Here is a 25847-nt window from a genome sequence, read left to right as displayed (position 1 = left end):
TAATCAAGGGACTGGCAAAATTTTAGTCATCAGAAAACGGTGATGACGTTGATAACAGACTCTGTGATAAAGACGCTGTGCATCGGGATTTTCAAAGTCTACTTCTAGATGAAGTGCTTGGACTCCCAAAACTCGGCAGGTTTCCTCTGCAAATGCTAACATCTGAGTTCCAATACCTTGTCCGCGATGCTTGGGGCGAAGGTAAAACTCGTCAATAAAGGCATCTCGTCCTCGGTATTCCAAACTGTAACCTAGCGTCAAAATCATATAGCCAATCGCCTCATCTTCTTGCTGAATTAGCCACACTTGTCCCCAAGAGGCATTAGCTAAAAAAATTGCTAAGGCATTGCCATCTAGTTTTTCATCGAAGGCTAATTTTTCTTTTTCATGAAATTCTTTAATAAGTTCTAAAAGGATAGTGATATCGGTAATTTCTGCAACTCGGTAGTTAATGGTCACAATCCAGCCTCTAAATTCGATAAGCGCTCAGCATTTTGTTATATGCTGTACCAGTTTAGCACACGACAGATATTAGAATGTAGACCATACTAAAGAATATCAATTCTCACAAAAACCTATTAACTGTAGCTTGTATAGGACTCGAAGTGAAGAAAGGTTTAGAAAAATTATCAGATCAGTCTAAACAATAAAAAACCCGCCTTTTCAGGCAGGTTTGTACTGTCAACATCTACTTATTGGAGGCCTTCAGGATTTGACCTTCACTATATCTATATCTCCAGAACCTCCTCGGTTTTACGCGAAATGCCGATTTTTGTAATAAAACTTTACCGACTGATAAAATGCGCCCAGATATTACCATCAGGCCCAGCGACTTGATCTAGATAGCTGTAGGGATAGAGCAATTTTCGGCCCTCGGTATCGCTATAACCAGTCAGAGCATTACCCCAAGGATCTTGGACGATATAACCAGTCGAAGTGTAGCCGATGACGGTCAAAATATGGCCCGTGGCGGTAAAACTACCCGCTAATACCACTGGCCGCCGATTAATTAATTCTGACTTAAGCTCCGACCAACCGCGAGTCGTGCTAAAACTTGTCTTGAATCCGTAGGCCCGGATCATTGCCGATAGTACGCTATGATCTGTCTGAGAACCTTGCCCCGCGTAGTTGAAACACCACTGCAACAACTCATCTACGAAATCGCCGCCCCCCTTAGAGCGCGCGCCATAATAATAAAGCACCATTGCGATCGATGTGACATTGCAAGTAGACCAGTAAAAACGGGGATTATCGCGCTGCGAAAAATAAGCTACATTCAATTCCACATAATTTGGAATCGGATTGAAAGTTTTATCTCCACGCTTAAACACAACATAACTGGGAAATATATAACCCGTATTCCCAAAGTTAGGCAATTCTTCTGTGAGGGAAACTTTTAAATGATTGCCATCTATCCCATAACTTTCTACTCCGTAAACTCGACCTAAAGGCAGCGTTACTTTCTCTGAATCGCTTAAACTTACAGCATCTACTGGTCTTTTTTTGAACACAGTAGTTTGCATCATGGTCATCGTGATTGCGTCGGTATCAAAAGTTATAACCTTGCCATCTCGCTTAATTTGAATGTGTTGCCAATAGATATATCCAACATTCCCAAAACCCGGAATTGATTCGGCTAAAGTGACGCGAAAGTGGCCGGAAACACAGGCATAACCAGTAATGGGATAAGTGCTACCTAAAATTAATTCAGCACTTTGATTAGCTGCTAGATTGGATGAATCTTGAGGACTAGCTTTAATCTGAGTTGTTCGCGTTACCAACATCTGGGCAGTCAGGTGCGTGTCGGGGATATCGGCAATGTCGAACTTCAAGGTTTTTGAGCCTTTACTAAGCTGAACGGCGGGCTCGTAAAAGTAGCCAAAATTTCCAATAGGTGCGATTGTAGAATCGAGCAATACCTTTAAATGGCCGTCAACTAATCCATATTTACTAACAGTAAAAGTCTGACCAGCTTTGACAAGAATTTTTTGCTGTCTATCGAGCAAAGAAGAATCAATCGGCGCTACTTTAAATAATGTATCTTTGAGGATTTGCAGTTTTAAAGATTGCCCTACAGTTAAGGGATCGGAAGTGACTGTAATATAAACGATCTGACTGCCAGTAACGTTCCCTTTACTGTTAGTAGCTTTCACTCTTAACCAGCGAGAACCAGGGGTACTAAATCCTTTGGGTAAATAGACTTGCCAAGTGCCTGCATTGCTATTGATCGCAACATTGAGGGGATATTTATCTTCTGCTACCACACTAACCCTAACTGATTCGCGGCGGTCAAAAGTACCGGTTAATTGAGTTTGCTGGTTGACCAAAACTTCTCTCGGCCCAGTATAAGTTAAATTAGGAGCAGGATTGAAGGGTTGGCCTCCACGACTTAGCTGTACAAAGTCAGCATAGACATAACCAGTATTGCCAAAATTCGGCAGGTTTTCTGTTAGTGAAACTTTGATATGTCCGTCTCCAAGGCTGTAGCTAGAAACTCCATAAATCATGCCCGCTGGCAGAGTAGTTTTGTCTTCTAGTTTGAGTTTAGAAGAATCTATAGGTTGCTTTTTGAAAGGAGTGGTGTTGAGAACTGTTAAGGTCGTCGCATTTTGATTGAAGACTACTGATTTGCCTTCTTGTAAGATTTGGACGTGCGGCCAGTAGAGGTATCCAGAATTTCCAAACCCTGGTATAGGTTGAGATAAGGTGACTCGAAAATGATCTTCAATACAGGCGTAGCCAAGAATTGTGTAAGTTTCACCTTGACCGATTTCTACTTGCTGACTTTGCCCTAGACTGGAAGAATCTTCGGGATAAAGTTTGATTTTTGTAGTTTTAGTTATCCACAATAACTGCGTCCCTGACGGGGGGGTTGGCAAGCTAGATTGGTTAAAGCTGAGAATTTGTGAACCTTTAGTTAGGAGTAAGTGCAGTTCGTAGAAGTAGCCAATTTTGCCGATAGGAGAAATTGGATTGCTCAGTTCTACTTTTAGATGACCATTAGTAAACTCATAACTTTTTACTTGATAAGTTTGACCTGCTGGGACGGGAATTTTTTGTTGCTGAGTCAAGCTAATGCTGTCGGCTGGTTTAATTTTAAAGAAGGTTTCTCTCAGAGGAATCGCGTTGATAATTGGCTCATTGGATGTAGCATTGGCAACTAAAATTTTAATTACCTGTTCGCTAATAACTTGACCAGCTTTGTTAGTTCCTTTGAGGCGGAGGCTGCGAATCCCTATTTGATTGAGTCCTTTTTCTAAACTAGAATACCAGATGCCTAACGTTCCGTTGATCGTAATGGGAAGCGGATATTTATCTTCGGCTACTAGAGAAATGGCTGATACTAAACTAGGGTCAAAAGTGCCAACAAGGACGCTTCCTTGATTGACTGCAATTTCTTTGGGGCCTAAATAACTTACACTGCTCATATTTGTCAATTAGCGTAGGGTATAATTTTCGGGATTTTTATTGTTTAGCTTGCAGATATCGCAACTGCTAAGGTGATGAGGATGTTTTTAATTGCTAAAACCATTGATTTTATTGCATTTTCCTTTTGCCTTCAGCATAGCTGCCTTCTGCCTTAGCATACAAGGGCGGCACCTATTGTACAAGCTTTAACAAAACTGCCCATACTAACTTTACGTCTGCTGAGCAGCTTTAGATTGAAATTTTGTACAATTTGGATGGAGCTGAAAGCATTGGGTCAATTTTAGGACAAAACTATGACACCAGTAAACATTATGCAAGCTATTGCAGTCAATATCCCAACAACAGTAACACTTACAGTTACTCACGAACAATTTTTTGAGTTAGCGCAAGCAAATCAAGATTTACAATTAGAACGAACTGCTACCGGAGAATTGATAGTGATGCCACCGACGGGAAGCGAGACAGGGAATAGAAATCTAGATATGGAGAGACCGTTATGGTTGTGGAAGTGCTGGATAGTCCTTCTATTTTGTCAGGGGAAGATGTCTTACCTGGGTTTATTTTAGATTTAACTGAGGTTTGGAGTTGATACTTTTATTATTATTGTAACGCCACCTCTGGGCGGTAAAATAAGCAGGGTGGCGTTACGGTTGAAAAATTACTAGAAATTAGCTAATTGCAGCTAAGATATCTTGAGCATGAGTATCTACTTTGAGCGTTTCACCTTCATAAACTTGAGTGATTTTGCCGGTGCTGTCGATGACAAAGGTGACACGCTTAGAATAATCACCTTTCTCGACATCGTAAGCTTTAGTAATTGCCCCATCAACATCGGCTAATAGGGTGAAAGGTAAACCGTATTTCTCCGTGAAGAGTTTGTGAGAGCTTTCGTTATCGCGGCTAACACCTAGCACTACCATATCTTTACCTTGATATTGGGTGTGGGCGGCTTTGAAACTTTGGGCTTCTCTAGTGCAGCCGGGAGTATCGTCTTTGGGGTAGAAATATAAGACTACGGTTTTACCGGCAAAGTCGGAGAGGGAAACGGTGTTACCGTTTGTGTCTTTGGCAGTAAAAGGAGGAGCAGCACACCCAACTGGTAAGGTCATAGTTTTCTTCTTCTTGTGGTTTATAAGGATAGTTTAATTGATTTTGGGATTCTGTGAAGTAGACAGTGGCGATCTGAGAATTATTTTTACAGCCGAACTTGTCTAATCTGTCATAATATAGAATAATAGATTTTCTAGATTAATCCTATAGGAGGTTAATTTTGGGAGTATCGCGCAGCGTTTCCTTTTTGGCTTTAAAATCGGTAATAATAAAAAATATAATACCTAATTCCAGGCAAATCAATGACTTTTATCCCCTCCTCACAACTTAAATCTATTAATTACCCCAGCCGCACCGTAGAAAGAGCCGATCGCGCGATCCGCTGTGCTCCTTTTCAATTACAATTATTCAAGACAATGCGCCAAACCAGCGTTTTTCTCGGCGCGATCGCATCACATCCCGGTGTTGAAAGCGGCTATACGCGATCGCCCCTATCAGAATTAACCGCCGAAAACTCCCTACTTTGGCTAATCCAAGTCGGCGTACTGCGGCGAGAAGTAGATGGACAGGGAATCACCGATAGTTTCCGTCTCACCCCATTAGGTCGCCAACTGATCGAGAAATTCCAACAGCAAGGAGACATTTTACCGCCCCCTTCTTGGCGCGATCGCATTTACAATACCTTAAGCCGTTGGCTGCGACTACCCTTTTAGTTTAAGTATAGGGATCGACCGCTTTTGACGCATTCATCTATGCAATGGTACAAGTGCGTCAATTCCGAGTTGTTAATTATTAATTTTTAACTCCCTAGCGCTTATAATTGAGATAGTCAAATCTTTAAATTCCTTTGCCGAGAATTTACCACTTAATAACTAATAGCTAGGTTAACTATTTATGAAAGCAATTATGGTTGTGGGTACCACCTCCCACGCAGGAAAATCTCTACTCGTCGCCGCTTTATGTCGGCTTCTATCTCGTCGTGGTTGGCGCGTTGCTCCCTTTAAAGGTCAAAATATGGCCTTGAATTCCTATGTTACAGCTAATGGCGGCGAAATTGGCTACGCTCAGGCGGTACAAGCTTGGGCGGCTGGGATTGCCCCTTGGGTAGAAATGAACCCAATTTTATTAAAACCGCAAGGAGATATGACTTCCCAAGTTATTATCAAAGGCCGCGCCGTAGCCAATGTCAAAGCGGCCCAATACTACGAACAATTTTTTGATATCGGTTGGCAAGCAATCCAAGAATCCCTCGAATTTTTATCACACGAATTTGACTTGGTGATTTGTGAAGGAGCTGGTTCACCTGCGGAAATTAATCTTAAACATCGCGACTTAACTAATATGCGGGTAGCTAAACATCTCCAAGCTAAAACCCTGCTAGTAGTTGATATTGACAGAGGTGGAGCTTTTGCTCACGTCGTCGGTACCTTAGAGTTGCTAGAACCAGAGGAACGAGCTTTAATTAAGGGCATTGTAATTAATAAATTTCGAGGCCAGCGCTCAATTTTACAGCCCGGTATTACGTGGTTAGAAGAGCGCACAGGTATTCCCGTAGCTGGCGTTATTCCCTGGATAGATGAAGTATTCCCCGCCGAAGATTCCCTAACTTTACTAGAGCGGCGCTCTACCAATTCCCATTCCGATCTTACTGTTGCTATCATCCGCCTGCCTAGAATTTCTAATTTTACAGATTTTGACCCCCTAGAATCAGAATCTACAGTAACAGTAAAATATATTAACCCTAAAGACTCCTTGGGATACCCTGATGCGGTGATTATCCCTGGTTCTAAAACGACAATTTCTGATTTGATCGTACTCCGACAAACTGGTATGGCAGATGCTATTAAAAACTATATGAGTGCAGGGGGTACAGTCATGGGAATTTGCGGAGGCTTTCAAATGTTAGGACAAGTTCTTACAGATCCAGATGGCATTGAAGGCGAAATAGGACAATGCGATGGACTCGGATTATTGCCCCTAAAAACCATCATGGCTCCGATGAAAATTGCGCGTCAGCGAGTAGTAACTTCCAATTATCCGCAACCTGGTTTACCTGTTGCAGGTTATGAAATTCATCAAGGACGAACTCAATTGCTACAGGCTGATATGACTAAACCCCTGTTTGACGACACTGGTTTAGGGGTTATTAATAATTCTCAATCAGTTTGGGGTACTTATCTACACGGTATTTTTGATAATGGCGCTTGGCGGCGTTCTTGGTTAAATCATTTGCGCCAACAAAGAGGTTTACAAGCTTTACCTACTGGCATCCCTAACTATCGCGAACAGCGGGAAGCTCTTTTAGATTCTCTCGCAGATACAATTGAAAGTCACTTGGATTTAAAGCACGTTTTGAGTTAGTTAGTTGTTAGTTGTTAGTTGTTGGTTGTTAGTTGTTAGTTGTTAGTTGTTGGTTGTTAGTCAATAAGTTGCTTAGAAAATGAAAATTCATTTCTTACCAGATGATATAACAATTGAAGCTGAGGCAGGAGAAGCTTTGCTGGATGTGGCCGAACGCGCGGGAGTTTGCATTCCTACAGGTTGCTTAATGGGTTCCTGTCACGCCTGTGAGGTAGAAGTTGATGGCGGTAATATCATTTGTGCTTGTATCGCAGGAGTTCCCAGAGGACGCGAACAAATGACAGTAAATCTTAATTTCGATCCGACTTGGTAGTTGCTAATGGCTAATTGCTAATTGCTAATGGCTAATTGCTAATGGCTAATTGCTAATGGCTAATTGCTAATTGCTAATTGTAAGGAGGCTCACAGGCGGAATCATAGGATAACACAGTGCTAACTATTGCTTCTCCTGCATAATCCATCCAAAATAGTCGTACTCCATCTCCTAAACAATAATCAAAATTTAAAAAGCCTCCGTCCAGAGTATATGGATCTTTCATAGATTTCCAAGTAGGGGGCTGGTAGCCAAAGACATACTCAAATACTTTTTTAGGATCTATACTAATTTTAGTCTGCTGAAAATCACCCAGGTCAAAACCTATCCTCACAGCTTTGCCGTTTTCAAACCCTACCGAAAAATATGTATTTCCAATAAAATCCGTACAGCAAAAACGTTCAATAGCTGTTGAAGCATAAGCTGGTGAAGCATAATTACTTCCAGATGTCCCGTCTATGGGAATTCCAAAGTAACTTTCTATGATTTCGGGGGTGCGACCAAAGATAGGACGCGGTGTTGTAGTACCTGCAATGCTGACAGCAATGTATTTTTTTGGCACAACGACCAAAATTCTTAAGGCCCTGCACAATAAAGCAGCTACTTCACCTCTGGTAGCGTTTTGATTGGGTCTAAGCTTTCTAACATTAGGATAGTTGACCACAATCGCTCTTTGAGTTGCTGCTGCCATCACATTTTTAGCATAATTGGAAATTTCAGCCGCATCATCGAAGGCATCCTTTAAAGTTACTTCTGGCAATTTAGGGCTTGGTAAATTGAGCGCAGATGCAATCACTGTAATAGCTTCCACGCGCAAAATAGGCTGTTCTGGCCGAAAAGTTCCATCGGGATAACCGCTAAAAAATCTCTTTTTAGAAACTGTTTGAATGAATTGCCAAGCCCAGTGATTCTTAGGAACATCTTTAAAATTAACTGCTTTTTGTACATCTGGAGACTTGCCAAAAGCGCCAACCATCAAGGAAGCAAATTCGGCACGGGTGAGGGGCGCTTCCGGGCGAAATTTGCCGTCACTATAGCCTTTAACGAGCGATCGTTCCGCCAATTGGAGTATACATTCTTTCGCCCAATGATTTTGAATATCTGAAAACATACTCTGTGCTTTTGTCTCCTGTGTAGTTCGCCCAAAAAATATAAATTTCCAGAGAAATAAGTCGTCTTTTACCTCTGCAACTCCTGCTGCTTTTTCTTAGCAAATTGTAGCAGTTTTTGAGCTTCTAAATATGTAGTTGTCCCAGGTTTTATATTTTCCAACTTGTTAATTATTTCGCGCAGTTTACCAACTAAGTTACCGCGATCTGGACTCTCAGAAAGAGCTAAATTTTGCCAATCTGCAATCGCTGATTTTGCCTCATTTAAAGCCTCCGCCGATTGTTGCTCAATCTTCTGCCTTAACTGTGCAGTCCCCAAATTTGTTTTATATTGAGCTAATTTATTTTGAGCATCAAGATAACCGGGATTATCGGAACTCACTTGCTCAAGTCGCTGGATAGATTCTTGCCATAAATCTGCTATTTGTTCCCATTTTTCGGCAGAATGGGGTGGATTTTGAGAAGCAACTGCGGCTGACATCCCAAATTCTTTTGCTGCTTCAATTAAATTATCAGTAAGTTGACTTCCAGTAGCGACACCACCAACTTCTTGAAAGTCTCTTTTAGCAGCTTGCAGTTTTTTCTCTGCCATTTCTCCTGCCAAAGTTTCGTTAGGAATTTCATCCAATCGATCGATTGCACTTTGCCAAGCTGCACTAGCTTTTTGTCGATCTGGGGCTGTTTTTGCTTGCTGATATTGTTGTTTGGCTGTATTAAGTTCTTGTTCTGTTTTAGTTAGCTGAGTTAGGGCATTTTTCTGCTGGAAAATTTGGGCTTCCATGCGCCCTATATTTTTGCGTGCAGCTTCAAATTCATCGAAGGTAAATCGCCAAGTACAACCAAAAAAAGTACAGTAGGCTCTAGGATAATATCCTAAAAACCAAACGGGTAAAGCGTCGAGATGTTTTTGTGCTTCTTTAGCTTTAATTTCCCCTAAATCGAAATCGGCACTGGCCGTAGCTTTATTAACAAGTTGATCTGCTTGTTCGACTTTAGCGATCGCTTGCCGATAGTTGTAATCCATGCTAATGTAGCTAGGTAACAATAATATCGGTGCTGTTTTCGCTACTGGCCATCTAATCATCGGAAAAGGCAGATTGAGTACGGAAATAAAACCAGCCGCCCCAATTACAAAAGTACCGACCCAAACTATTTTACTTAATATCCCCGCTGGACGATTGGCTTTGGCTGCTGCATCGATCGCCTTCTTACTAAAATTGGGAAATATATCTTTCACCGTCTGGCGTAATTCTTCCCCCGAAGCAAAAGTCCCTGATTGCGATCGCAGTTTTTCTAACCGCTTCATCACAATTTGCTGCTGCACTTGACCCCCGAAACTTTCAGCGGCGGCACATCGATCAACTTCTGCCCGTAGGATATCAAAAGCCCGATTGGTAAGACGACCCATACATATTACCGATGATGTGGCTCTATCATACACCAGATCGGACTGCTGCTTTATAGTCTTATCCTCTCCCCGAAGTGACAAAAGAGGGATTACTTAGGATTTCCCTAGACCTACTTAAGTACGTCTTACAGCTAACTTTAACCTCCGTGAGGCCTCTGTACTTCTGTGTAGCAGGATATCTAAGTGATGGGCACTCTTACAGTTTTTTTGTATTCGGTATATCTACATCAAACCAAACTGTCTCCTCAACTTAACCATTGCGATGTATTTTTTGCTACATTGAAATTCCACCTCAGACTTACATAGTCAGATGTATCGCGATCGCGATCGCAAGTTCTGAGCATTTGAGTATCTAACTTCCCGACACAGCGGGGCGTGCCATATTCGTCCCTTGTGGATATATCTCCCAACATCCCTTTTATGCAAACAACTTCCACAACTTCAGACAGCAATCGACCTTTTTTAACTTGGCAGCGCATTATAGACTGGGCACAAGAACACTACCGCTATCGAACTTTTAACAAAGACGAGCGGATTCCTGCCAGACCCGGCTTGCTATATTTAGTAGAGCGCGGTTCTATCCGACTGGTAGGATCTTCCCTAATCAGCGCCAGCGGTACCAAAAAATCCCCGCGTCGCAATCCTGAAGAAGCTTTTTTAGGCTTCGTGGGTGCAGGTCAACCCTTTGAACTCGTAGCTCAGTCGCCTTTTACACTCCAAGCTTACGCCCATACTGACCAAACAAATGTACTGTGGATGTATTGGCACGATCTAGACAACTGGCCCCACTTCCGCCGGGAAGTCTTAGATGCCTTTCGCTATCAGCATCAGCGAAAACTTTTATGGCTCAGTACATTAGGCCAACGGCGAACTCTTGACAGATTGTACGGATTTCTAACTTTGCTGATCGAGGAATTTGGCGAACCTTACATTAATGAAGCAGATCCCGATCTAGTCCGGGGCTACCGTTTGCCTTGGCTTTTAACTCATGCTCAAATTGGCAGTGCGATCGGTTCTACACGAGTGACAGTGACGCGCTTAATGGGCAAATTGCGCTCCAAAGGTTTGATTTATACCCAAGATGATAATTTAATTTGTCTGCCTACCGACTCTGACCAAAACTAAAAAGATTTTAACTGTTTAACTGTTTAATTGTGGGCGGTTGACTGTAACGGTATGGGAATAATGTACGATTAATTCTGTAATCCCTTGGCATTCTTGCAGGGTACGATTAATTATGACTAATGACCGACAAATATCTCTAACTTCCAATCAACTGAAACGAGTGGTCTTCTGTGACTTTGACGGTACGATCGCCATTGAGGAAACTTTTGTCGGGATGCTAAAGCACTTCGCACCGGAGTTGTCGGCTCAACTAATCCCAGAAATGTACGCTAGAAGGCTGACGCTGCGGGCAGGAGTCCGACAGTTATTAGAGTCTATTCCTTCGGAACGTTATCAGGAGATTATCGAGTTTTCTCAAGGGAAGTTAATGCGGCCCGGATTAGTAGAACTCCTAGATTTTCTTAAGGATCGCGAAGTACCTTTTGTGGTAGTTTCAGGTGGTATTCGGGTGATGGTAGAGACAGTGATGGGCGATTTGGCGGCTCGTACAGAAGCTATTTATGCGGTAGATTTAGACCCTAGCGGCTCTCACCTGAAAGTGTGTTCTGAGTTTGAAGGGGATACGGAACTTGTCTCTAAGGTGCGGGTAATGGGGCTGTATGAGGCTGATGAGCAGGTGGCAATTGGAGATTCGGTGACGGATTTGAATATGGCTAGGGTTGCGCCTGTGGTCTTTGCGCGGGATCGCTTGGCGGAATATTTGGACAAGGAGCAGAAATCTTACATATACTGGAATGATTTTTTTGATGTAATTGAGAGTTTATCCCAGCGATGGAGTTAATTGCTAATTGTTAACTGTTAACTGTTAACTGTTAACTGTAGGACTTACACAGAGAGTCTTAGAAACCGGGTTTTTGAGAGAATCTGGGTGTCAAAACGAAGTATTTTCGTCAAAAAACCCGGTTTCTTTGGTTGGGTGTGTAAGTCCTGAACTGTTAAGCTATTATATAGCTAAATTACCTATTTCAAGTATTTAGAGAATTAGTATAAGCAACCAACCACCAACAACTAACAACCAACAATTAACAATGAATAGTGATTTAAGACAAAGTTTAATTGCAGCAGCAAGCCACTTTTATAATCGCGGTTGGATGGTTGGTACTGCTGGTAATCTTTCCGCTCGTTTGACTGACGGTAGCTTTTGGATTACAGCTAGTGGCCGTGCAAAAGGACAATTAACAGAGCAAGATTTTATTCGTATGAATGTAGATGGTAAAATTATCGAGCAACCGCATTCAGATTGTCGTCCTTCTGCTGAAACCAGTATTCATCAGGCAATTTACAAATCTTTTCCAGAAGCTCAAGCTTGCTATCACGTACACTCGATTGAGGCTAATTTAGTCTCTCGATTTACTGATGAAGATCGATTACCTTTACCTGCGATTGAAATGCTCAAAGGTTTGGGGGTGTGGGAAGAGAATCCAGAGGTAGCAATACCGCTGTTTACTAATCATTTTGAAGTGCCGCGAATTGCTGATGAGATTTGCGATAGATTTGCGATTTCGCCGCCACCAATACCCGCTTTATTAATCCGCGATCATGGTGTTACCGTCTGGGGTGACTCCACAGCTAAAGCTTACAATCATATTGAAGTTGCTGAGTATATTTTTCGCTATATGGTAGCAGCTCGCTAATGGCTAATTGGTAATTGCTGATTAAAAGCATTACCTACGCACTGGAAAACTGGTATAGAGGCCTTAATACTGCGATCCTCAGCAGTGCTACGTAAGTAACTCGTAAGTTTTTAAGTAAAAATTGCTACAGATTAGGCTTTAATTAAATGGGAAGCCCAGATTAATTTCGCTAGCTCCAATTCATTAATTTTCCTTAAAAATCATCCGTCTTTGGCCTAAAGTAGCTCTAATTTTGGGAAGATATAAATTAATATCAAAGGTATAAGGTATATTAACATCGGCTGTACCCAGACTACCGGGGAGCGTCATCATGTTGAAGTTAAGCTTGAATTTTAAGAATGGTTTAGTTAAGAAATCTGTCCCAGTCAAAACTGAGTTGGCTAAATACCGCGACGGGCGCGATCGCACCTTTGATGAAACATTGGATGATAGATGGTTTCAGCGGTTTTTCGTAACCTTGTTATTGGGGGGGCAGGTGTGGTTGCGGCTGCTTAAGGGCAAGGTTTGCCGCAAGCTGGTGATCGAGCATTTGGTAACGGTGGGGTTGGGTTCGCTGAGGGCGGTATTGTTGATTGCTCTATTTGCAGGGATGATTTTTACGATTCAATCGGCGCGGGAATTGATTCGGTTTGGGGCGGTGGGGGCGGTGGGAGGTGCTTTTGCGATCGCATTTTGTCGGGAGTTAGCACCCGTTTTAACGGCGGGTGTGGTAGCGGGACAGGTGGGTTCTGGATTTGCGGCGGAAATTGGCGAAATGCAGGTGACGGAGCAAGTTGATGCTCTTTATATGCTGAAAACAAATCCCGTTGATTATTTAGTCTTACCGCGTGTGGTAGCTTGCTGCATCATGTTGCCGATTTTAACTATTTTTTCTGTGGTTGTGGGTATTGGCGGCGGCGCGTTTGCGGCGGCTACTTTTTACCATTTACCTCCGGGGATGTTTTTGGAATCAGTGCGAACTTTTTTGGAACCCTGGGATTTGGTGACAGTGGTAGTTAAGGGAGTGATTTTTGGCGCGATTATTGGCATTATCGGTTGCGGTTGGGGGTTAACAACGACTGGGGGAGGGAAGGGTGTAGGGCGATCGGCAACGGCGGCGGTGGTGACTTCTTGGGTGTCGATTTTTATGGCTGATTTCTTTTTATCGCTGTTGATGTTTCACGAGTTGGCGATTACCAGAGGAGGTTGAGAGTAGCGATCGCAATATATAGAAACCAGCAAAGTAATTATAACTAATCTCCCTAACGCCGCCCTCTGGGTAGTTTTTTACCGCCCAGAGGGCGGCGTTACGTAAGTCCTGTATAGCTCACAATTAGGAAAAAGTTAGTTGCTCCATATTACAAAACTGTAATTCAAATACAGGGATAAATGTCATCTTGAGCAAGCTCAATGATTATAGAGAGGCAATTAAAGGCTAATTGATACTACATTCCCTTAGCCAAAAAGCTTCTTTAACCACATTGAGAAAACTAATTGAGGCAATTACCCAATGGCAACACTATTTCCTAATTTAACCAATGCACCGGGCAATAATCCTATTACGCAAAGCCAAATACCACCCAACCCCAATTTTCCCAACCCTCCTCAAAATCAAAATCCTCCCAATCCTAATCCTCCCAATCCTCCTCAAAATCAAACTCCACCAGCTCCACCAGCTAATAGTATTAGTACCACATCAGGGAATGACAATATTACTGGGGACGCTTCCGATAATTTCATTCTAGGTGGTACTGGCAGCGATACTTTGAGTGGAGGAGAAAGTACCGATACAGTTAGCTATCTTTCCTTAAATAGTGCCATTAATCTTCAGGCTAAAGGTATTGTAGACAAAGGTGCAGCAGGTAGCGATCTCCTTAACAGTATCGAACACATTACCGCTCCTTTAGGACAGGCTAATACCATTGATGCTTCTACAGGTAGCGGCGTAGCTTCTATTAATGTAGATTTGTCAACGAATAGTTTAGCCGTTAACAATCTACCTGGAATTGGCACGCTGAATTTTACTGTAGACAATTTCGTTAACGTCGTCGGTACTCCCAATGTAGATGTGATTACCGGCAATCGCCAAGATAATAATTTAGTAGGAGGAGGCGGTAACGATACCCTCTCAGGTTTGCGTGGTAATGATACTTTGATTGGAGTCGATCGATCTAGTGCTACACCTGGAAGTGATGAAACAGATGTATTGATAGGCGGTCAAGGTAGAGATACTTTTGTGCTCGGTGATGCCACAAATACATATTATAAGGGAGCAGGAGTTACATTCATTCAGGATTTCCAGCAAAACAGAGATGTCATTCAGTTACACGGGCAGCTCTCTGATTATACTATTGTTGGTAATTCTATCAACTTGGCTGGTACTTCCGATCAAATTGCTGTAATTCAAGGCAACTTTACCACTGAGAATTTCGTGTTTATCTAAAGTTTTGAATGAGTCTCTACTATTAACTTACTGAGATATAGTAGAGATTCATTCAAAACTTTAGAATTGATTATACGCAATAGTTAACAATTGATTTCACATTAAAAAGGAGTTTCTACCTCTAAATTAATGTTTTTTCCTAACTGCGGATGCTGAAAATAAAGCTCCCTCGCGTGCAAGTGTAACCTACTTACATCGGCTTGACATCCATAAAGGCGATCGCCTAAAATTGGTATTCCTAACCCTCTTTTATCTGCTGCATGAACCCGAATTTGATGAGTACGACCGGTTAGCGGTATAAATTTCACACGAGAGTATTCTCCTTCCCTCGCCATCACCTGAAAATGAGTTAAACTAGGTTTACCCCTCTCTATATCAACTTGCTGATAAGGACGACGATCGGGATCTCCCCAGAGTGGTAATGTAATCTCGCCACAATCATTTACCACATTACCAGAAAGTACCGCTTCATAAACTTTTTTAACTAATTTATATTGAAATTGACGGCTTAATTCCCGATAAATTGGTAAGGAACGCGCTAATAATATAATCCCCGAAGTTCCGAGGTCTAAACGATGGACAGGGATAATATTCATGCTATCCGGTAATAACTGACGCAAGCGACTTAAAACGCTATCTTGCCTATCGCGATAACGACCAGGAACAGAAAGTAAACCTGATGGTTTATTAACTGCAATTAACCATTCATCCTCATAAATAATTGGCAAATCTTCTGTTATGGTAGGGATCTGGCAATGCCGTGTCCCTACTTTTCTGGGATTTTTAGAGGTTTCTAAAAAACAATTTTGAGATAATCCTGACAATAAAAACCCCATTAGTGGCTGACAACGCTCTACACAAGCTCCATAAAATTCGCCCTGAATTTTATCCATATTTATTGATGAATTTCCCCACCAAAATTCTGCCATTGCCAAGGGTTTAAGGTTATTTATCGCTGCATAGTGGAGTAACTTAGGCGCACAACAATCTCCAGTACCCGTAGGCATTAAACCCCTTGGCATTAATTCTTGTAATGAACGAGACTGACCAGCAAAATTAGCGATCCTATAAGCAGCATACATCTGAGTTTGGAGTTGCTTTGATAGCATTTTTCGCCGTTGTCTCAGTTCAGTGATTCGTGCATTAGCATTCTCAATTATTGCCTTTAAAGGCTGTAATTTCTCATTGCGATCGCGTTTAAGGTTCCGTCGTTCAATTCCCTCTTGTTGACTTTCTTTATCGAGATTATTGATAGCTAAATTAAGTGCATCATCTGTGAGAATTTGGCTGAGAATTTGGCGTTTTTCCTGTCGCTGTTGTTTGCAACTGCGATGGCGATCGCTCATTAATTTTAACTGCTGCTCAAACTCGCTAGATAATGTTTGGTATTGTTGCCATTGCGGAAGTTGCTTTAGAGTAATTAATTCTTGTTTAATAGCATCTAATTCAGCTAAGGTATAAGCTTCTGCTAATGCTACTTTATCTCGTCCCGGAATTGGTGGAACCCAGCCATCAATGGTGTGACAACCATTGAGAAGGCCTGAGAAGGCTTTGAGTATCCGTTGTTCGCCATTAGGGAGTTCAACTAAGAGTATGCCATACATTTTACCTTCGCGGGAATAATCATCATTATTTGCGAGTTGCTGCATTAAACCTTTGGCAATTTCTTTAGCTATGGGAGTGCGGGGAAGTCTGAGTAATTCACCATTTTGAGGAGAGATTCCTTCGTAGTAATAGGTGGGAGCTGAGTTATTGATATGATAACTTTGGTCAATAAAATCTGAGATTATGTGGAGCATATACAGGGATTTTAGCTAACAATACTTTAGACAAAATTACGCACGCTACTTTCAAAATCATCACAGTTTATAGATATCTCACTCCATGAAGTTCTAGTAGAGTTTGAAGACTTTTAGCGCATTTTTTTCGTAGGTTTCGCGATCGTACATAATTCAGAACACGGATTATAGGGATTACACTGATTTCACTGATTGTTTTCTTCGATCTTAAAATCAGTGTAATCCTTTAATCCGTATAATCCGTGTTCTGATTTTACACTTTTGCTGTCTCCAAGTGTACTTAGTTTTTCTTTTATTGATCGGAGTATTACATTAATCGATCGCTAAGCAATTAAAAAGCCTGAATCCACTCTTTCACATCATACTCAGTCCAAACCCCATTTTCCCAATAAGGATCTGCCTCCACCAATTGTCTCACACTTGCCTCATTCTCAGCCTCATAAATCGCAAAAACCTTAGTTAAATCCTTAGTTGGCCCAATCGTAATCAACACACCTGACTCTTTTTGCTTCGCCAATCCTGCCAAATGAGCATCCCGAAAAGGCGCGCGTTTTTCAAGAACATCTTCACAGTAACTTCCCCACATCACATACTTAGTCATAACCTTCAATCTCCTTAATAATTTAACTTTCCGATTGTCGATCTAAAATCAAATCCATTGCCCTTGTTAGAATATCATCTTCCTCGATCATTTTGGCAAGTTCTTCAAAATTATATATCCCTTCAAAAGCTTCTAAAGCCGCCGACTTTAACGCGGATTCATAAGCATCCTGTAAAGTCTCCAGCAATTCCTCTTCTGTGAGATAGTTTCCTTTAGCCTTATGCCGTTTGTTGGTACGTTGAATTTGCTTAACTGCATTAAAAATCGAAGTTTCCCAAGATTTAGTAGTGCGGTTTTCAGCAACTTTTTTAATTAAATGCAACAGCAAAATTATACCATAACTAAAAATTTTATTCAGCTTATCAGATTTACTCATCTCTTCCAATTCTTCCACCAGTAGCAGCGCCTCTGTAACCTTGCCTCGGTGCAATAACTCTTTTAATTCTATTAATTCTTCCATCTGGTTTGATACTGTTGTTATTTAATCTGTTATACTAAATAGATGTCGATGACCGCCAACTCCACTTCTTTAGAGAACCGAGTCAGGAAGGCTACAAAAGTGAGCTAATACTTGCCGATAGCGTCAGCATTTCACCTTTGCACTTTCCTGACACTTGCTTTATCGTTAGCGAAATGTTGCGATCATTAACAATCGCCTAACTTCTCAAACTAACAGCAAACTGCTTCACCAGTGCATCGCGAACTTTTTGTTGCACAGGTTCAATATCACCGTCAGCAAGAGTACGATCGCTTACCCGATAAATTAGCCGAAAAGCCAAACTTCTTTGACCCTCTGGTACATTCTCGCCGCGATATTCATCGAACAATTCTACCGACTCTAACAACTTGCCAGCAGCCTTTTTCATCGCACCTTCAATCTCAACAACAGAAACCTCAATAGGTGCAAACAAAGCTAAATCTCTGTCAGCCGCAGGATAGCTAGAATAAACACTGAATTTGCGAGTTAAATTATCAGCTTCATTCAACGCCGCTAACAACACCTTCAAATCAAATTGGAAGGCATAAACCGCCTCTGGTAAACCTCGTTCCTGTTGCAATTGTGGGTGCAATTGCCCGAATATTCCTAACCGGCTACCCTTTAAAGATAACACTGCTGTCCGGCCTGGATGCAGTCGTGAATCACTGCGATCGCTCTCATAAGCCACCGCCAAACCCAAGGACTCAAACACACTCTCTAAGAGTCCCTTCGCCTCAAACCAAGTCAAAGCGCGATCGCGTCCCCCCTGTTGCCATTTACCTTGCATGGGATCGCCGCCAATAATGCCAGCAACTCTGTCCCCTTCCTGCATTTCCTCGCCATCTTTCCAGAAAATACGACCAATTTCAAACCCATTTAATGGCCCATTTCCTTGTTCTAAATTGTACTCAAAAGCATCAATCAATCCTGATAGCATCTCCGTCCGCAAAGCTGAATACTCAACTAAGAGTGGATTAGCCAAAACTACTTGATTTTCCCCCTCAGTTTTCACAAGTGAATAGTGCATCAACTCCGTTAAACCAGCAGCACGAAAAGCTGCCCGAATATTACGAATTGCTGCATATTCTAAAGGTAAAAAACCCGCCGCCGTCTTACTCGGTAAAGTATCGCAGAAGCGATCGTAACCGTAAAGCCGCGCAATTTCCTCAATTAAATCAATCTCCCGTTCTAAGTCCCGATAGCGATAAACTGGCACTGTCACTGTCCAGACTCTTTCCTCAATACTTGGAGCAACACCGCAACCTAAAGCTGTCAGAATTCCCTTAATTTCATCAGGTTGCAGATACTTTTCATAAAGCGTACCTTCGCCACGTTTAAGTTGTCCTAAAACCCGATTTACTCGATCCAAACGCAATTCTACATTGCGGGTTAAATTTGACTTGTCTACACCAATGCTCGCAGTTTCCTGAACAACAGGAACTCCTTCTGCCAGTTCAACAATCAACTTTAAAGCACGGCGACAAGCTAAGGCTAGTTCTGCCTGATTTACACCTCTTTCGTAGCGAGTCGAAGCTTCACTTCGCAAACCTTGAGAGCGAGCAGAACGCCGAATTGCTACAGGCTCAAAAATGGCCGCTTCCAAAACCAAATTTTGCGTACCTTCGTAAACTTCTGTCTCTTCCCCACCCATAACACCAGCTAGAGCTACGGGCTTGTCATTAACAGTAATTAAAAGCGTTTGTGCTTGCAAATTCCGTGTTTGACCGTCAAGAGTTTTCAGCGATTCCCCAGAATTGGCAAAACGAACGCCAATAGTTAAATCGCTGCTACCTGCAACAGCTTCCAACCGATCTCTATCGAAAGCGTGTAGCGGTTGACCCCATTCTAAAAGAATGTAATTAGTAACATCAACTACATTACTAATTGGTCTTACTCCCGCCGCTTGCAACCGCTGCTGCAACCATGCTGGAGAAGGCGCAATTTTCACTTTTTCAATTGCAGTACCGATGTAAATTGGGCAAGCTTGAGACTGGGAAATATCGATTGCTAAACTTCCACTCTCGCCACCTTCTTTCCCTTGAATTAGCACCCCCGCCGCTTCGGGAATTCTCAGACTCGATCCAGTTAGCGCCGCCACTTCTCTGGCCACGCCCACCATGCTCAAAGCATCAGCGCGATTTGCCGTTGCTGTCAAGTCTAAAATTACATCATCTAAGCCCAATAGTGACCGAATATCACTGCCCAATTCAGGATTTTCTAGGTCAAAAATGTGAATACCAGGGGACTCTTTCGCCAGTCCCAATTCCGCCACAGAGCAAATCATCCCCTCAGAAGCAACGCCGCGAAGTTTAGCGGGTTTAATTTTCAAGTCGATATTCGGTAGGTAAGTTCCGACAGTGGCGACAGCTACATAGATATCAGCTCTAGCATTGGGAGCTCCGCAAACGATGTTTAAGGGTTCGCTCTTACCAATGTCCACTTGACAGACTCTCAGCTTGTCAGCATTAGGGTGCTGCTCGCAAGTGATGATTTTGCCCAATACTACGCCATCGGCCCAAGTGCGGCGGTCTTCGATTTCTTCTACCTCAAACCCAGCCATTGTCAGGGTTTCCGCTAGTTCTTCTGGCGTTAAGGCGATGTCTACCAGTTCCCGCAACCAGTTGATAGAGATACGCATTCTTTTATCCTTTGTCCTCTTTCCTTGTCCTTTCCGTAACGTAGCATCCAGAGGGCGATCGCGATCGCTTCCCACTTTTGACAGCATATTTACTTAAAAGTGTCAACCGGAAAACGAGACTATAATAAATTTTAATAATTAGCTAAAGGCTCACAGCCCCTAGGGGGAGAAGCAACATTCTCAACAGAGAATGATTGACGATATAGCAACGGCAAAGCTGACTGACATTCTTAATTGCTCAAACCATTGTCGAAGATTGCATTTCCCTCGCCTCTTGTGCCTTGTGCCTTCTGCTATAAAAGTATCCAAAACTGCAAAAAGCACTTAAGTTTACAAATAAATTCTATAATAGATACTAAATTCCGCAAGTCTTTAAAGAGTCTTTAAAGAATTTATCGAAAAATCGACCAGAATAGCGAGATAATTAAAATATAGTAAGGATATCAAGCTAAAAGACGTAGGTGCATCGAAAATTAGCAGCCCCCACTACCCCCCGACAACTGGTAGAAAATCATATTTCTAGCTGCTGTATCCACAAGGGGTCTGTGTAGTCAAGCTGCTCTGGCTAGATTAGCAAAACTTAGGCACACTTGATTAACATGAGCTACTGCATAAATCCGGCCTGCCCCCAACCTCAGAACCCGCCTGAAGCCATCCAATGTCAGGCGTGCGGTTCGCGATTGCTGCTGCGAGCTCGCTATCAAGTAATCCAACCCCTAGGACAAGGGGGTTTTGGAGCCACATTCCTAGCCAAAGACATCTCTTTGCCCGGTCAGCCGACTTGTGTAGTCAAACAACTACGCCCTAACGCCACATCGCCGCGAATTTTAGAAATGGCGCGGGAGCTATTTAAGCGCGAAGCCAAAACCCTCGGCAAATTGGGCGATCACCCCCAAGTACCGCGACTGCTAGATTACTTTGAAGCCGGTCAGCAATTTTACTTGGTTCAAGAGTATATCAAAGGCGCGACCTTGAAACAGGAGGTCAAATTATCCGGCCCCTTCAATGAAGCTGGCATAAAAGACTTTCTCACAGAACTACTACCAGTAATCAATTACATCCACAGTCAAGGAGTTATCCACCGGGATATCAAACCTGCGAACATCCTCCGCCGCAGTCAAGACAACCGCCTGGTACTGATTGACTTCGGAGCGGTAAAAGATCAAGTTGGTCAGACCATCTTGCTGGACATGACGGATCAGACGGCCAATACCAAATTCTCCGTCGGCACATTTAGCTTCGCGCCGCCCGAACAGATGGCGATGCGGCCGGTCTATGCCAGCGACATCTACGCTTTGGGCATGACGTGCCTGTTCCTGCTGACAGGCAAATCCCCTAAAGATTTGGATTTCGACCCAGTAAGCGGCGAAATTATCTGGCAGTCCCATGTTTACGTCAGCAAGCACCTTGAGGGTATCCTCGACAAAATGCTTCAGCCGATGGTTGGCTACCGTTACCAGTCAGCTAACGAAGTTCTCAGAGCCCTCAATCACGAACTAGAAGATACTTCTAGCCTCTCCGATGGTATGGTGAGCCAAAGAAGATCCCATCAGCAGCCGGAAGACCCGACTGTGTTTAACGCTGAGGGTTCGGCATGGCTGTCTCCGGCGGCGAAAATGGCTCAGGATATTCGGGCTAGACAAACTCGCTTGGGTAATAAAAGCTCCTTCTCTCAAACTGGGGGAACGGGGATGCAGTCTAAAAATGGGCGCAATCCCACTGCTTCGAGAACTGGAATGACAGGGATGACGAGTCACACTTCGGGCGGAAAAGGCTCGAAACTTCCGCCGAAGTGGGATGCGAATATGCTGCGATCTGCCTATTTTAAAGGCAAGAGAGATTTTGCCGATTGCGATTTGGGCGGTTTGAACTTGAAAGGAGCAAATTTGGCGGGGGCAAATTTTTACGAGGCTCGCTTAACTAGAGCAAATCTGCAAGGAGCAGATTTATCGGAGGCAAATTTGGGTCACGCGCGATTAGTGGAAGCGAACTTGCGTGATGCGAATTTAACTCAAGCTTATTGTAGTACGGCGAATCTGCAATCAGCCGATCTTAGAGGTGCTAATCTCGCGGGCGCTTACTTGAGCAAAGCAAATTTGCGGGGGGCAAATTTGTGCGGGGCGAATCTGATCGATGCAACGGTTTCTGACGAGCAATTAGCTATGGCTAAGACGAATTGGATGACGGTGAAGCCGGACGGTAAACGGGGCTTTGGGCTTTAGGAAAGTTTTGAGTTTTGAGTTAAAAAACTCAGAAATTCCACCTTCTCCCTCGTTTTCCTCGCGATTGCCCTGGCTCCCTTACTCACGGTCTTCCCCCAATCAGGTAATGCAGTGGGAGGAAGTGCGATCGCTTTGGTAAAGGGTAATTTAAAAGTAATGCTCGATTAATAATTCTACTACCTCTGGCAGATGTAGCATCAATAGTTCAGATGAAACTGCTTAATAACCGCTATGAGTTGATATTGCACATCGGTATTCTCGCCTTAGCCTACTTGTTGACGGGAAAACTGGCCGCGTCGATGTTGGGACTGGTGAAAGCAGAGGCATCCCCGGTGTGGCCACCGGCTGGAATCGCTTTAGGAGCAATGTTATTGAAGGGCCCCAGGATCTGGCCGGGAGTAGCGATCGGTTCTTTTGTATTGAACTCAACAGGAGGAGTGGCGATACCTTGGCCGGCGATCGCTACCAGTGCTTTTAGCGTCACCCTACAAGCGATCGCTGGGAAAATGCTGCTCGATCGCATCGGTTTTTCTCCCCGTCTGGAACGTCTGCGAGATGTGATGGCATTACTGGCTGGTGCTGTGATTTCTACAATCGTGGTTGCTACTTTGGGCAACTTGAGTGGATGTATTTTCGGTCTGGGTAAGTGGAGTAATTTTTGGACGAATTGGTGGACGACTTGGATCGGAGATGGCATGGGAATTTTGATTGTGACTCCCTTGTTGTTGATGGGGAGTCTGGGAATTAAAAGCTTCAAATTAAAGATAAAAAATACTTGTTATCCCAATTTTAACTTTAAACTTTTTATTGCTAATTATTTTGAGGTGAGTATCTGGTTAAGTTTATTGATAGGCGTGAGCTTGTTGGTATTTTGCTCGAAAAATGACGCAGCGATCGCACTTTATCCCTTGGAATATTTGCCTTTTCCTCTAGTAGTTTGGGCGGCATTAAGATTTGGTCAGAAAGGTGCCGTTTTGGCTAGCGTGATTGTTTCGACTCTGGCGATTTTTGGTGCTGTGCAGGGAGGCGGCCCTTTTGTTACTAAGAGCTTAAATCTCAATCAGGCTGTGTTGTTTTTACAAGTTTTTATGGGTGCGATCGCGAGTACTGCTTTAATATTAGCTGCTGCTGTAGCGGAACGCCAACAAGCATTGGTAGATGTACATCGGACGGCTTCTTTATTGCGGGAGAGTGAAGCGAGTTTGGCTAATGCTCAACGTATTGCCCAATTAGGTAACTGGGATTTAAAATATGCAATTTGTAATGCACCAGGCGATAATTTTCACTCCTTAATTGACTATCTTTCTGCACCTAAATTAAGAGGGGAAATAAAATCTATAATTGAGTTGCGGTGGTCGGCGGAACTTTACCGTTTGCTAGGTTACAGTCCTAGTTGCTGTGAACCCAGCGAGGAAGCGTTTTTACGAGCAGTGCATCCAGAAGATCGGGAATTAGTGGCGCGATCGCATCAGAGAGCAGTATTTGAGCAGAAACATTACTGCATTGAGTATAGAATTGTTCTCCCTGATGGAAGCGATCGCACCTTGCGGGAACACTCGGCCTTTAAGCAGAATGGTATTGCGGCGGTGGTGCAGGATATCACGGAGCGTAAGCGGACAGAAGAAGCTCTGCGGATGTCAGCTTGGCGCGATCGCTTGTTGGGTGAGATTGCACTACGGATTAGGCGATCGCTTGACCTCGACCAAATTCTTAATACCACTGTCGCCGAAGTCCGACAATTTTTGAAAGCAGACCGCGCCTTTATTACTACTTTAAATAGTATAGAAGAATCACAGGTAAATCCTCAGTACAGTATAATAGTTGCTGAGTCCGTAAATCCCGTTTTTCCTACAATTTTAGGCTGGAAATTTGCGGATGAAAATCATATTAACGAAGTCAAAAGATTTTACGCCCATAATGCCGTGCGTGCCATCGCTGATACGACTCAAATAGAAATACCCGCCGCAATGGTCGAATACTATAAGGATTACCAAGTGCGGGCGACATTAAACGTACCAATTATGCTAGGAGAACAGCTATTTGGACTGTTGGTAGTCAATCAGTGTTCGGGAACGCGCCATTGGCAAGAATTTGAAATTGATTTGTTAGAAAAACTAGCCACGCAAGTCGCGATCGCTCTCCAACAAGCGCAGTTGTTAAAGCAAGTAACAACTCTCAATGCTAACCTGGAACGCCAAGTGGAAGAACGCACCCAAGAGCTTCAGCAAAAAATGCAAGAACTGCAAGAAAGTAACAGGCTTAAAGACTTATTTATCCACGCAGTTTCTCATAATCTCCGCACCCCACTTATGGGAATGTTAATTTTACTGAAAAGTTTACTTAGTAAGCCTTGCACGGGCAATTCAACAGCGGAAAATCACCAAAAGATACCAGTTCTCCGCTCAATTTTGGAACGGATGGTGCAGGGTAGCGAACACCAGTTAAGTATGGTTAATTCTCTTTTAGATGCTCACGCCAGCGAAGTAAACGGAATTGTCCTCAACTGCACCCCACTACAATTAAGCGATTTGAGTGCAGACGTTGTAAAGGATTTAGAACATATTTTAGGTAAAAACAACGCAACTTTAACTCAAAGCGTACCCACAGATTTACCGCTAGTAAATGGCGACGCTAAACAGTTGCGGCGCGTATTTGAAAACCTGCTGACGAATGCTCTCAAACACAACCCACCCGGAATAAATTTAAGCCTTAAGATAGATGTAATTAATGCAGCTATCAAAACAAGACAATGCTCAATCCCCCATCCATCGACTTATACTTTAGGGAAAAGCACAAGCGAAAGTAACATAATACGTTGTACGATTGAAGATAATGGAGTAGGGATAAGTCCTCAGCAATGTGCATCTCTGTTTGAACTTTACGTTCAAGACCCTAATAATAGACAATTGACTGGTCTAGGTTTAGGACTATATATCTCTCGCCAAATTATTAAAGCTCACGGTGGCGAAATGGGAGTTGATAGTAATCTCGGAGTTGGTTCAAAGTTCTGGTTTACACTACCTATTCCTAACTATTGTTTAAATTATGAAATATAACAATCACGAAGATAGACAAAGCTATTTCTATTGCTTGAAGAACTTACGCAACGCCGCCCTCTGGGCAGTAATAATACCGTCTAGAAGGTGGCGTTACGTAATTAGTTCTAGGTTGTTATATAGCTAAATCTTTCTTCCTTCTTCCCTCTTCCTTCTTCCTTCTTCCTTCTTCCTTCTTCCTTCTTCCTTCTTCCTTCTTCCT

At 42.9% G+C, this 25847-nt stretch carries 22 protein-coding genes; 11 read left to right on the top strand and 11 right to left on the bottom strand.

The features are described 5' to 3' along the window. Positions 1-3 precede the first annotated feature (3 nt). Positions 4-459: a GNAT family N-acetyltransferase gene (locus tag PN499_RS18705; RefSeq protein ID WP_272033607.1), complete on the bottom strand. Its 456-nt coding sequence runs from the start codon at positions 457-459 to the stop codon at positions 4-6. Positions 460-785: 326 nt separating this feature from the next. Beyond that, entirely contained in the window at positions 786-3428 is a 2643-nt protein-coding gene (locus PN499_RS18700; RefSeq protein WP_272033606.1) for a C39 family peptidase, read from the bottom strand. Positions 3429-3722: 294 nt separating this feature from the next. On the opposite strand from PN499_RS18700, the gene PN499_RS18695 reads away from it, so the two are divergent. Further along, positions 3723-3995, top strand: a complete 273-nt coding sequence (locus PN499_RS18695; protein WP_334311700.1) for a Uma2 family endonuclease — start codon at positions 3723-3725, stop codon at positions 3993-3995. Between the two features lie 102 nt (positions 3996-4097). Here PN499_RS18695 and PN499_RS18690 read toward each other — a convergent pair whose 3' ends face one another. Next, a complete protein-coding gene (locus PN499_RS18690; RefSeq protein ID WP_272033605.1) occupies positions 4098-4538 on the bottom strand; it encodes a peroxiredoxin in 441 nt (146 codons plus the stop codon). A gap of 243 nt (positions 4539-4781) precedes the next feature. On the opposite strand from PN499_RS18690, the gene PN499_RS18685 reads away from it, so the two are divergent. From PN499_RS18685 to PN499_RS18675, 3 genes are all read left to right on the top strand, one after another. Next, positions 4782-5192, top strand: a complete 411-nt coding sequence (locus PN499_RS18685) for an Npun_F0494 family protein (RefSeq protein ID WP_272033604.1) — start codon at positions 4782-4784, stop codon at positions 5190-5192. A 181-nt stretch (positions 5193-5373) separates the two neighbouring features. After that, positions 5374-6840: a cobyric acid synthase CobQ gene (gene cobQ / locus PN499_RS18680; protein ID WP_272033603.1), complete on the top strand. Its 1467-nt coding sequence runs from the start codon at positions 5374-5376 to the stop codon at positions 6838-6840. A 79-nt stretch (positions 6841-6919) separates the two neighbouring features. Next, positions 6920-7153 (top strand): 2Fe-2S iron-sulfur cluster-binding protein, encoded by a 234-nt coding sequence (locus PN499_RS18675; RefSeq protein WP_007356091.1) that lies wholly within the window; start codon positions 6920-6922, stop codon positions 7151-7153. A 73-nt stretch (positions 7154-7226) separates the two neighbouring features. On the opposite strand, the gene PN499_RS18670 is transcribed toward PN499_RS18675, so the two are convergent. The 3 genes from PN499_RS18670 to PN499_RS18660 form a co-directional block, all read right to left on the bottom strand. Continuing rightward, positions 7227-8264 (bottom strand): S-layer homology domain-containing protein, encoded by a 1038-nt coding sequence (locus tag PN499_RS18670; RefSeq protein ID WP_272033602.1) that lies wholly within the window; start codon positions 8262-8264, stop codon positions 7227-7229. 68 nt (positions 8265-8332) lie between these two features. After that, positions 8333-9670 (bottom strand): hypothetical protein, encoded by a 1338-nt coding sequence (locus PN499_RS18665; RefSeq protein ID WP_272033601.1) that lies wholly within the window; start codon positions 9668-9670, stop codon positions 8333-8335. A gap of 245 nt (positions 9671-9915) precedes the next feature. After that, a complete protein-coding gene (locus tag PN499_RS18660) occupies positions 9916-10083 on the bottom strand; it encodes a hypothetical protein (protein WP_272033600.1) in 168 nt (55 codons plus the stop codon). Positions 10084-10090: 7 nt separating this feature from the next. Here PN499_RS18660 and PN499_RS18655 point away from each other — a divergent pair, with 7 nt between their 5' ends. The 3 genes from PN499_RS18655 (at position 10091) to mtnB (ending at position 12429) form a co-directional block, all read left to right on the top strand. Further along, complete coding sequence (locus PN499_RS18655; protein WP_007354316.1) at positions 10091-10795, top strand: Crp/Fnr family transcriptional regulator; 705 nt, start codon at positions 10091-10093, stop codon at positions 10793-10795. Positions 10796-10907: 112 nt separating this feature from the next. After that, positions 10908-11576, top strand: a complete 669-nt coding sequence (locus PN499_RS18650; RefSeq protein ID WP_272033599.1) for an HAD-IB family phosphatase — start codon at positions 10908-10910, stop codon at positions 11574-11576. 247 nt (positions 11577-11823) lie between these two features. Continuing rightward, a complete protein-coding gene (gene mtnB, locus PN499_RS18645) occupies positions 11824-12429 on the top strand; it encodes a methylthioribulose 1-phosphate dehydratase (protein ID WP_272033598.1) in 606 nt (201 codons plus the stop codon). Between the two features lie 183 nt (positions 12430-12612). Here the strand turns inward: mtnB and PN499_RS18640 are convergent, their stop codons facing one another. Then, positions 12613-12741 (bottom strand): hypothetical protein, encoded by a 129-nt coding sequence (locus PN499_RS18640; protein WP_272033597.1) that lies wholly within the window; start codon positions 12739-12741, stop codon positions 12613-12615. Here PN499_RS18640 and PN499_RS18635 point away from each other — a divergent pair. Both PN499_RS18635 and PN499_RS18630 read left to right on the top strand, forming a co-directional pair. After that, a complete protein-coding gene (locus PN499_RS18635; RefSeq protein WP_272033596.1) occupies positions 12740-13618 on the top strand; it encodes an MlaE family lipid ABC transporter permease subunit in 879 nt (292 codons plus the stop codon). The genes PN499_RS18640 and PN499_RS18635 overlap by 2 nt on opposite strands. A gap of 300 nt (positions 13619-13918) precedes the next feature. Then, positions 13919-14851, top strand: a complete 933-nt coding sequence (locus PN499_RS18630) for a calcium-binding protein (RefSeq protein ID WP_272033595.1) — start codon at positions 13919-13921, stop codon at positions 14849-14851. Between the two features lie 101 nt (positions 14852-14952). Here PN499_RS18630 and PN499_RS18625 read toward each other — a convergent pair whose 3' ends face one another. The 4 genes from PN499_RS18625 to pheT form a co-directional block, all read right to left on the bottom strand. After that, on the bottom strand, positions 14953-16650 hold the full coding sequence (locus tag PN499_RS18625; RefSeq protein WP_272033594.1) for an RluA family pseudouridine synthase: 1698 nt from the start codon (positions 16648-16650) through the stop codon (positions 14953-14955). Positions 16651-16981: 331 nt separating this feature from the next. Further along, positions 16982-17251, bottom strand: coding sequence for a YciI family protein (locus PN499_RS18620; protein WP_272033593.1), 270 nt, complete (start codon positions 17249-17251; stop codon positions 16982-16984). Positions 17252-17273: 22 nt separating this feature from the next. Beyond that, positions 17274-17711, bottom strand: a complete 438-nt coding sequence (locus PN499_RS18615; RefSeq protein WP_272033592.1) for a DUF29 family protein — start codon at positions 17709-17711, stop codon at positions 17274-17276. 196 nt (positions 17712-17907) lie between these two features. Then, positions 17908-20367, bottom strand: a complete 2460-nt coding sequence (gene pheT / locus PN499_RS18610; RefSeq protein WP_272033620.1) for a phenylalanine--tRNA ligase subunit beta — start codon at positions 20365-20367, stop codon at positions 17908-17910. Positions 20368-20966: 599 nt separating this feature from the next. Here pheT and PN499_RS18605 point away from each other — a divergent pair. Both PN499_RS18605 and PN499_RS18600 read left to right on the top strand, forming a co-directional pair. Continuing rightward, positions 20967-22589: a serine/threonine-protein kinase gene (locus PN499_RS18605; protein WP_272033591.1), complete on the top strand. Its 1623-nt coding sequence runs from the start codon at positions 20967-20969 to the stop codon at positions 22587-22589. Between the two features lie 209 nt (positions 22590-22798). Beyond that, on the top strand, positions 22799-25645 hold the full coding sequence (locus PN499_RS18600; protein WP_272033590.1) for a sensor histidine kinase: 2847 nt from the start codon (positions 22799-22801) through the stop codon (positions 25643-25645). Positions 25646-25847 lie beyond the last annotated feature (202 nt).

This window comes from Kamptonema animale CS-326 (genome assembly GCF_028330895.1).
Taxonomy (GTDB): domain Bacteria; phylum Cyanobacteriota; class Cyanobacteriia; order Cyanobacteriales; family Microcoleaceae; genus Kamptonema; species Kamptonema formosum.
This window is presented reverse-complemented; position numbering and strand designations above follow the sequence as displayed.

Excerpts from the sequence above, each read along its gene's own strand:
- PN499_RS18700 (WP_272033606.1), bottom strand. The coding sequence starts at position 3,428 with ATGAGCAGTGTAAGTTATTTAGGCCCCAAAGAAATTGCAGTCAATCAA.
- PN499_RS18695 (WP_334311700.1), top strand. The coding sequence starts at position 3,723 with ATGACACCAGTAAACATTATGCAAGCTATTGCAGTCAATATCCCAACA.
- PN499_RS18690 (WP_272033605.1), bottom strand. The coding sequence starts at position 4,538 with ATGACCTTACCAGTTGGGTGTGCTGCTCCTCCTTTTACTGCCAAAGAC.
- PN499_RS18685 (WP_272033604.1), top strand. The coding sequence starts at position 4,782 with ATGACTTTTATCCCCTCCTCACAACTTAAATCTATTAATTACCCCAGC.
- cobQ (WP_272033603.1), top strand. The coding sequence starts at position 5,374 with ATGAAAGCAATTATGGTTGTGGGTACCACCTCCCACGCAGGAAAATCT.
- PN499_RS18675 (WP_007356091.1), top strand. The coding sequence starts at position 6,920 with ATGAAAATTCATTTCTTACCAGATGATATAACAATTGAAGCTGAGGCA.
- PN499_RS18670 (WP_272033602.1), bottom strand. The coding sequence starts at position 8,264 with ATGTTTTCAGATATTCAAAATCATTGGGCGAAAGAATGTATACTCCAA.
- PN499_RS18665 (WP_272033601.1), bottom strand. The coding sequence starts at position 9,670 with ATGGGTCGTCTTACCAATCGGGCTTTTGATATCCTACGGGCAGAAGTT.
- PN499_RS18660 (WP_272033600.1), bottom strand. The coding sequence starts at position 10,083 with ATGTTGGGAGATATATCCACAAGGGACGAATATGGCACGCCCCGCTGT.
- PN499_RS18655 (WP_007354316.1), top strand. The coding sequence starts at position 10,091 with ATGCAAACAACTTCCACAACTTCAGACAGCAATCGACCTTTTTTAACT.
- PN499_RS18650 (WP_272033599.1), top strand. The coding sequence starts at position 10,908 with ATGACTAATGACCGACAAATATCTCTAACTTCCAATCAACTGAAACGA.
- mtnB (WP_272033598.1), top strand. The coding sequence starts at position 11,824 with ATGAATAGTGATTTAAGACAAAGTTTAATTGCAGCAGCAAGCCACTTT.
- PN499_RS18635 (WP_272033596.1), top strand. The coding sequence starts at position 12,740 with ATGTTGAAGTTAAGCTTGAATTTTAAGAATGGTTTAGTTAAGAAATCT.
- PN499_RS18640 (WP_272033597.1), bottom strand. The coding sequence starts at position 12,741 with ATGATGACGCTCCCCGGTAGTCTGGGTACAGCCGATGTTAATATACCT.
- PN499_RS18630 (WP_272033595.1), top strand. The coding sequence starts at position 13,919 with ATGGCAACACTATTTCCTAATTTAACCAATGCACCGGGCAATAATCCT.
- PN499_RS18625 (WP_272033594.1), bottom strand. The coding sequence starts at position 16,650 with ATGCTCCACATAATCTCAGATTTTATTGACCAAAGTTATCATATCAAT.
- PN499_RS18620 (WP_272033593.1), bottom strand. The coding sequence starts at position 17,251 with ATGACTAAGTATGTGATGTGGGGAAGTTACTGTGAAGATGTTCTTGAA.
- PN499_RS18615 (WP_272033592.1), bottom strand. The coding sequence starts at position 17,711 with ATGGAAGAATTAATAGAATTAAAAGAGTTATTGCACCGAGGCAAGGTT.
- pheT (WP_272033620.1), bottom strand. The coding sequence starts at position 20,367 with ATGCGTATCTCTATCAACTGGTTGCGGGAACTGGTAGACATCGCCTTA.
- PN499_RS18605 (WP_272033591.1), top strand. The coding sequence starts at position 20,967 with ATGAGCTACTGCATAAATCCGGCCTGCCCCCAACCTCAGAACCCGCCT.
- PN499_RS18600 (WP_272033590.1), top strand. The coding sequence starts at position 22,799 with ATGAAACTGCTTAATAACCGCTATGAGTTGATATTGCACATCGGTATT.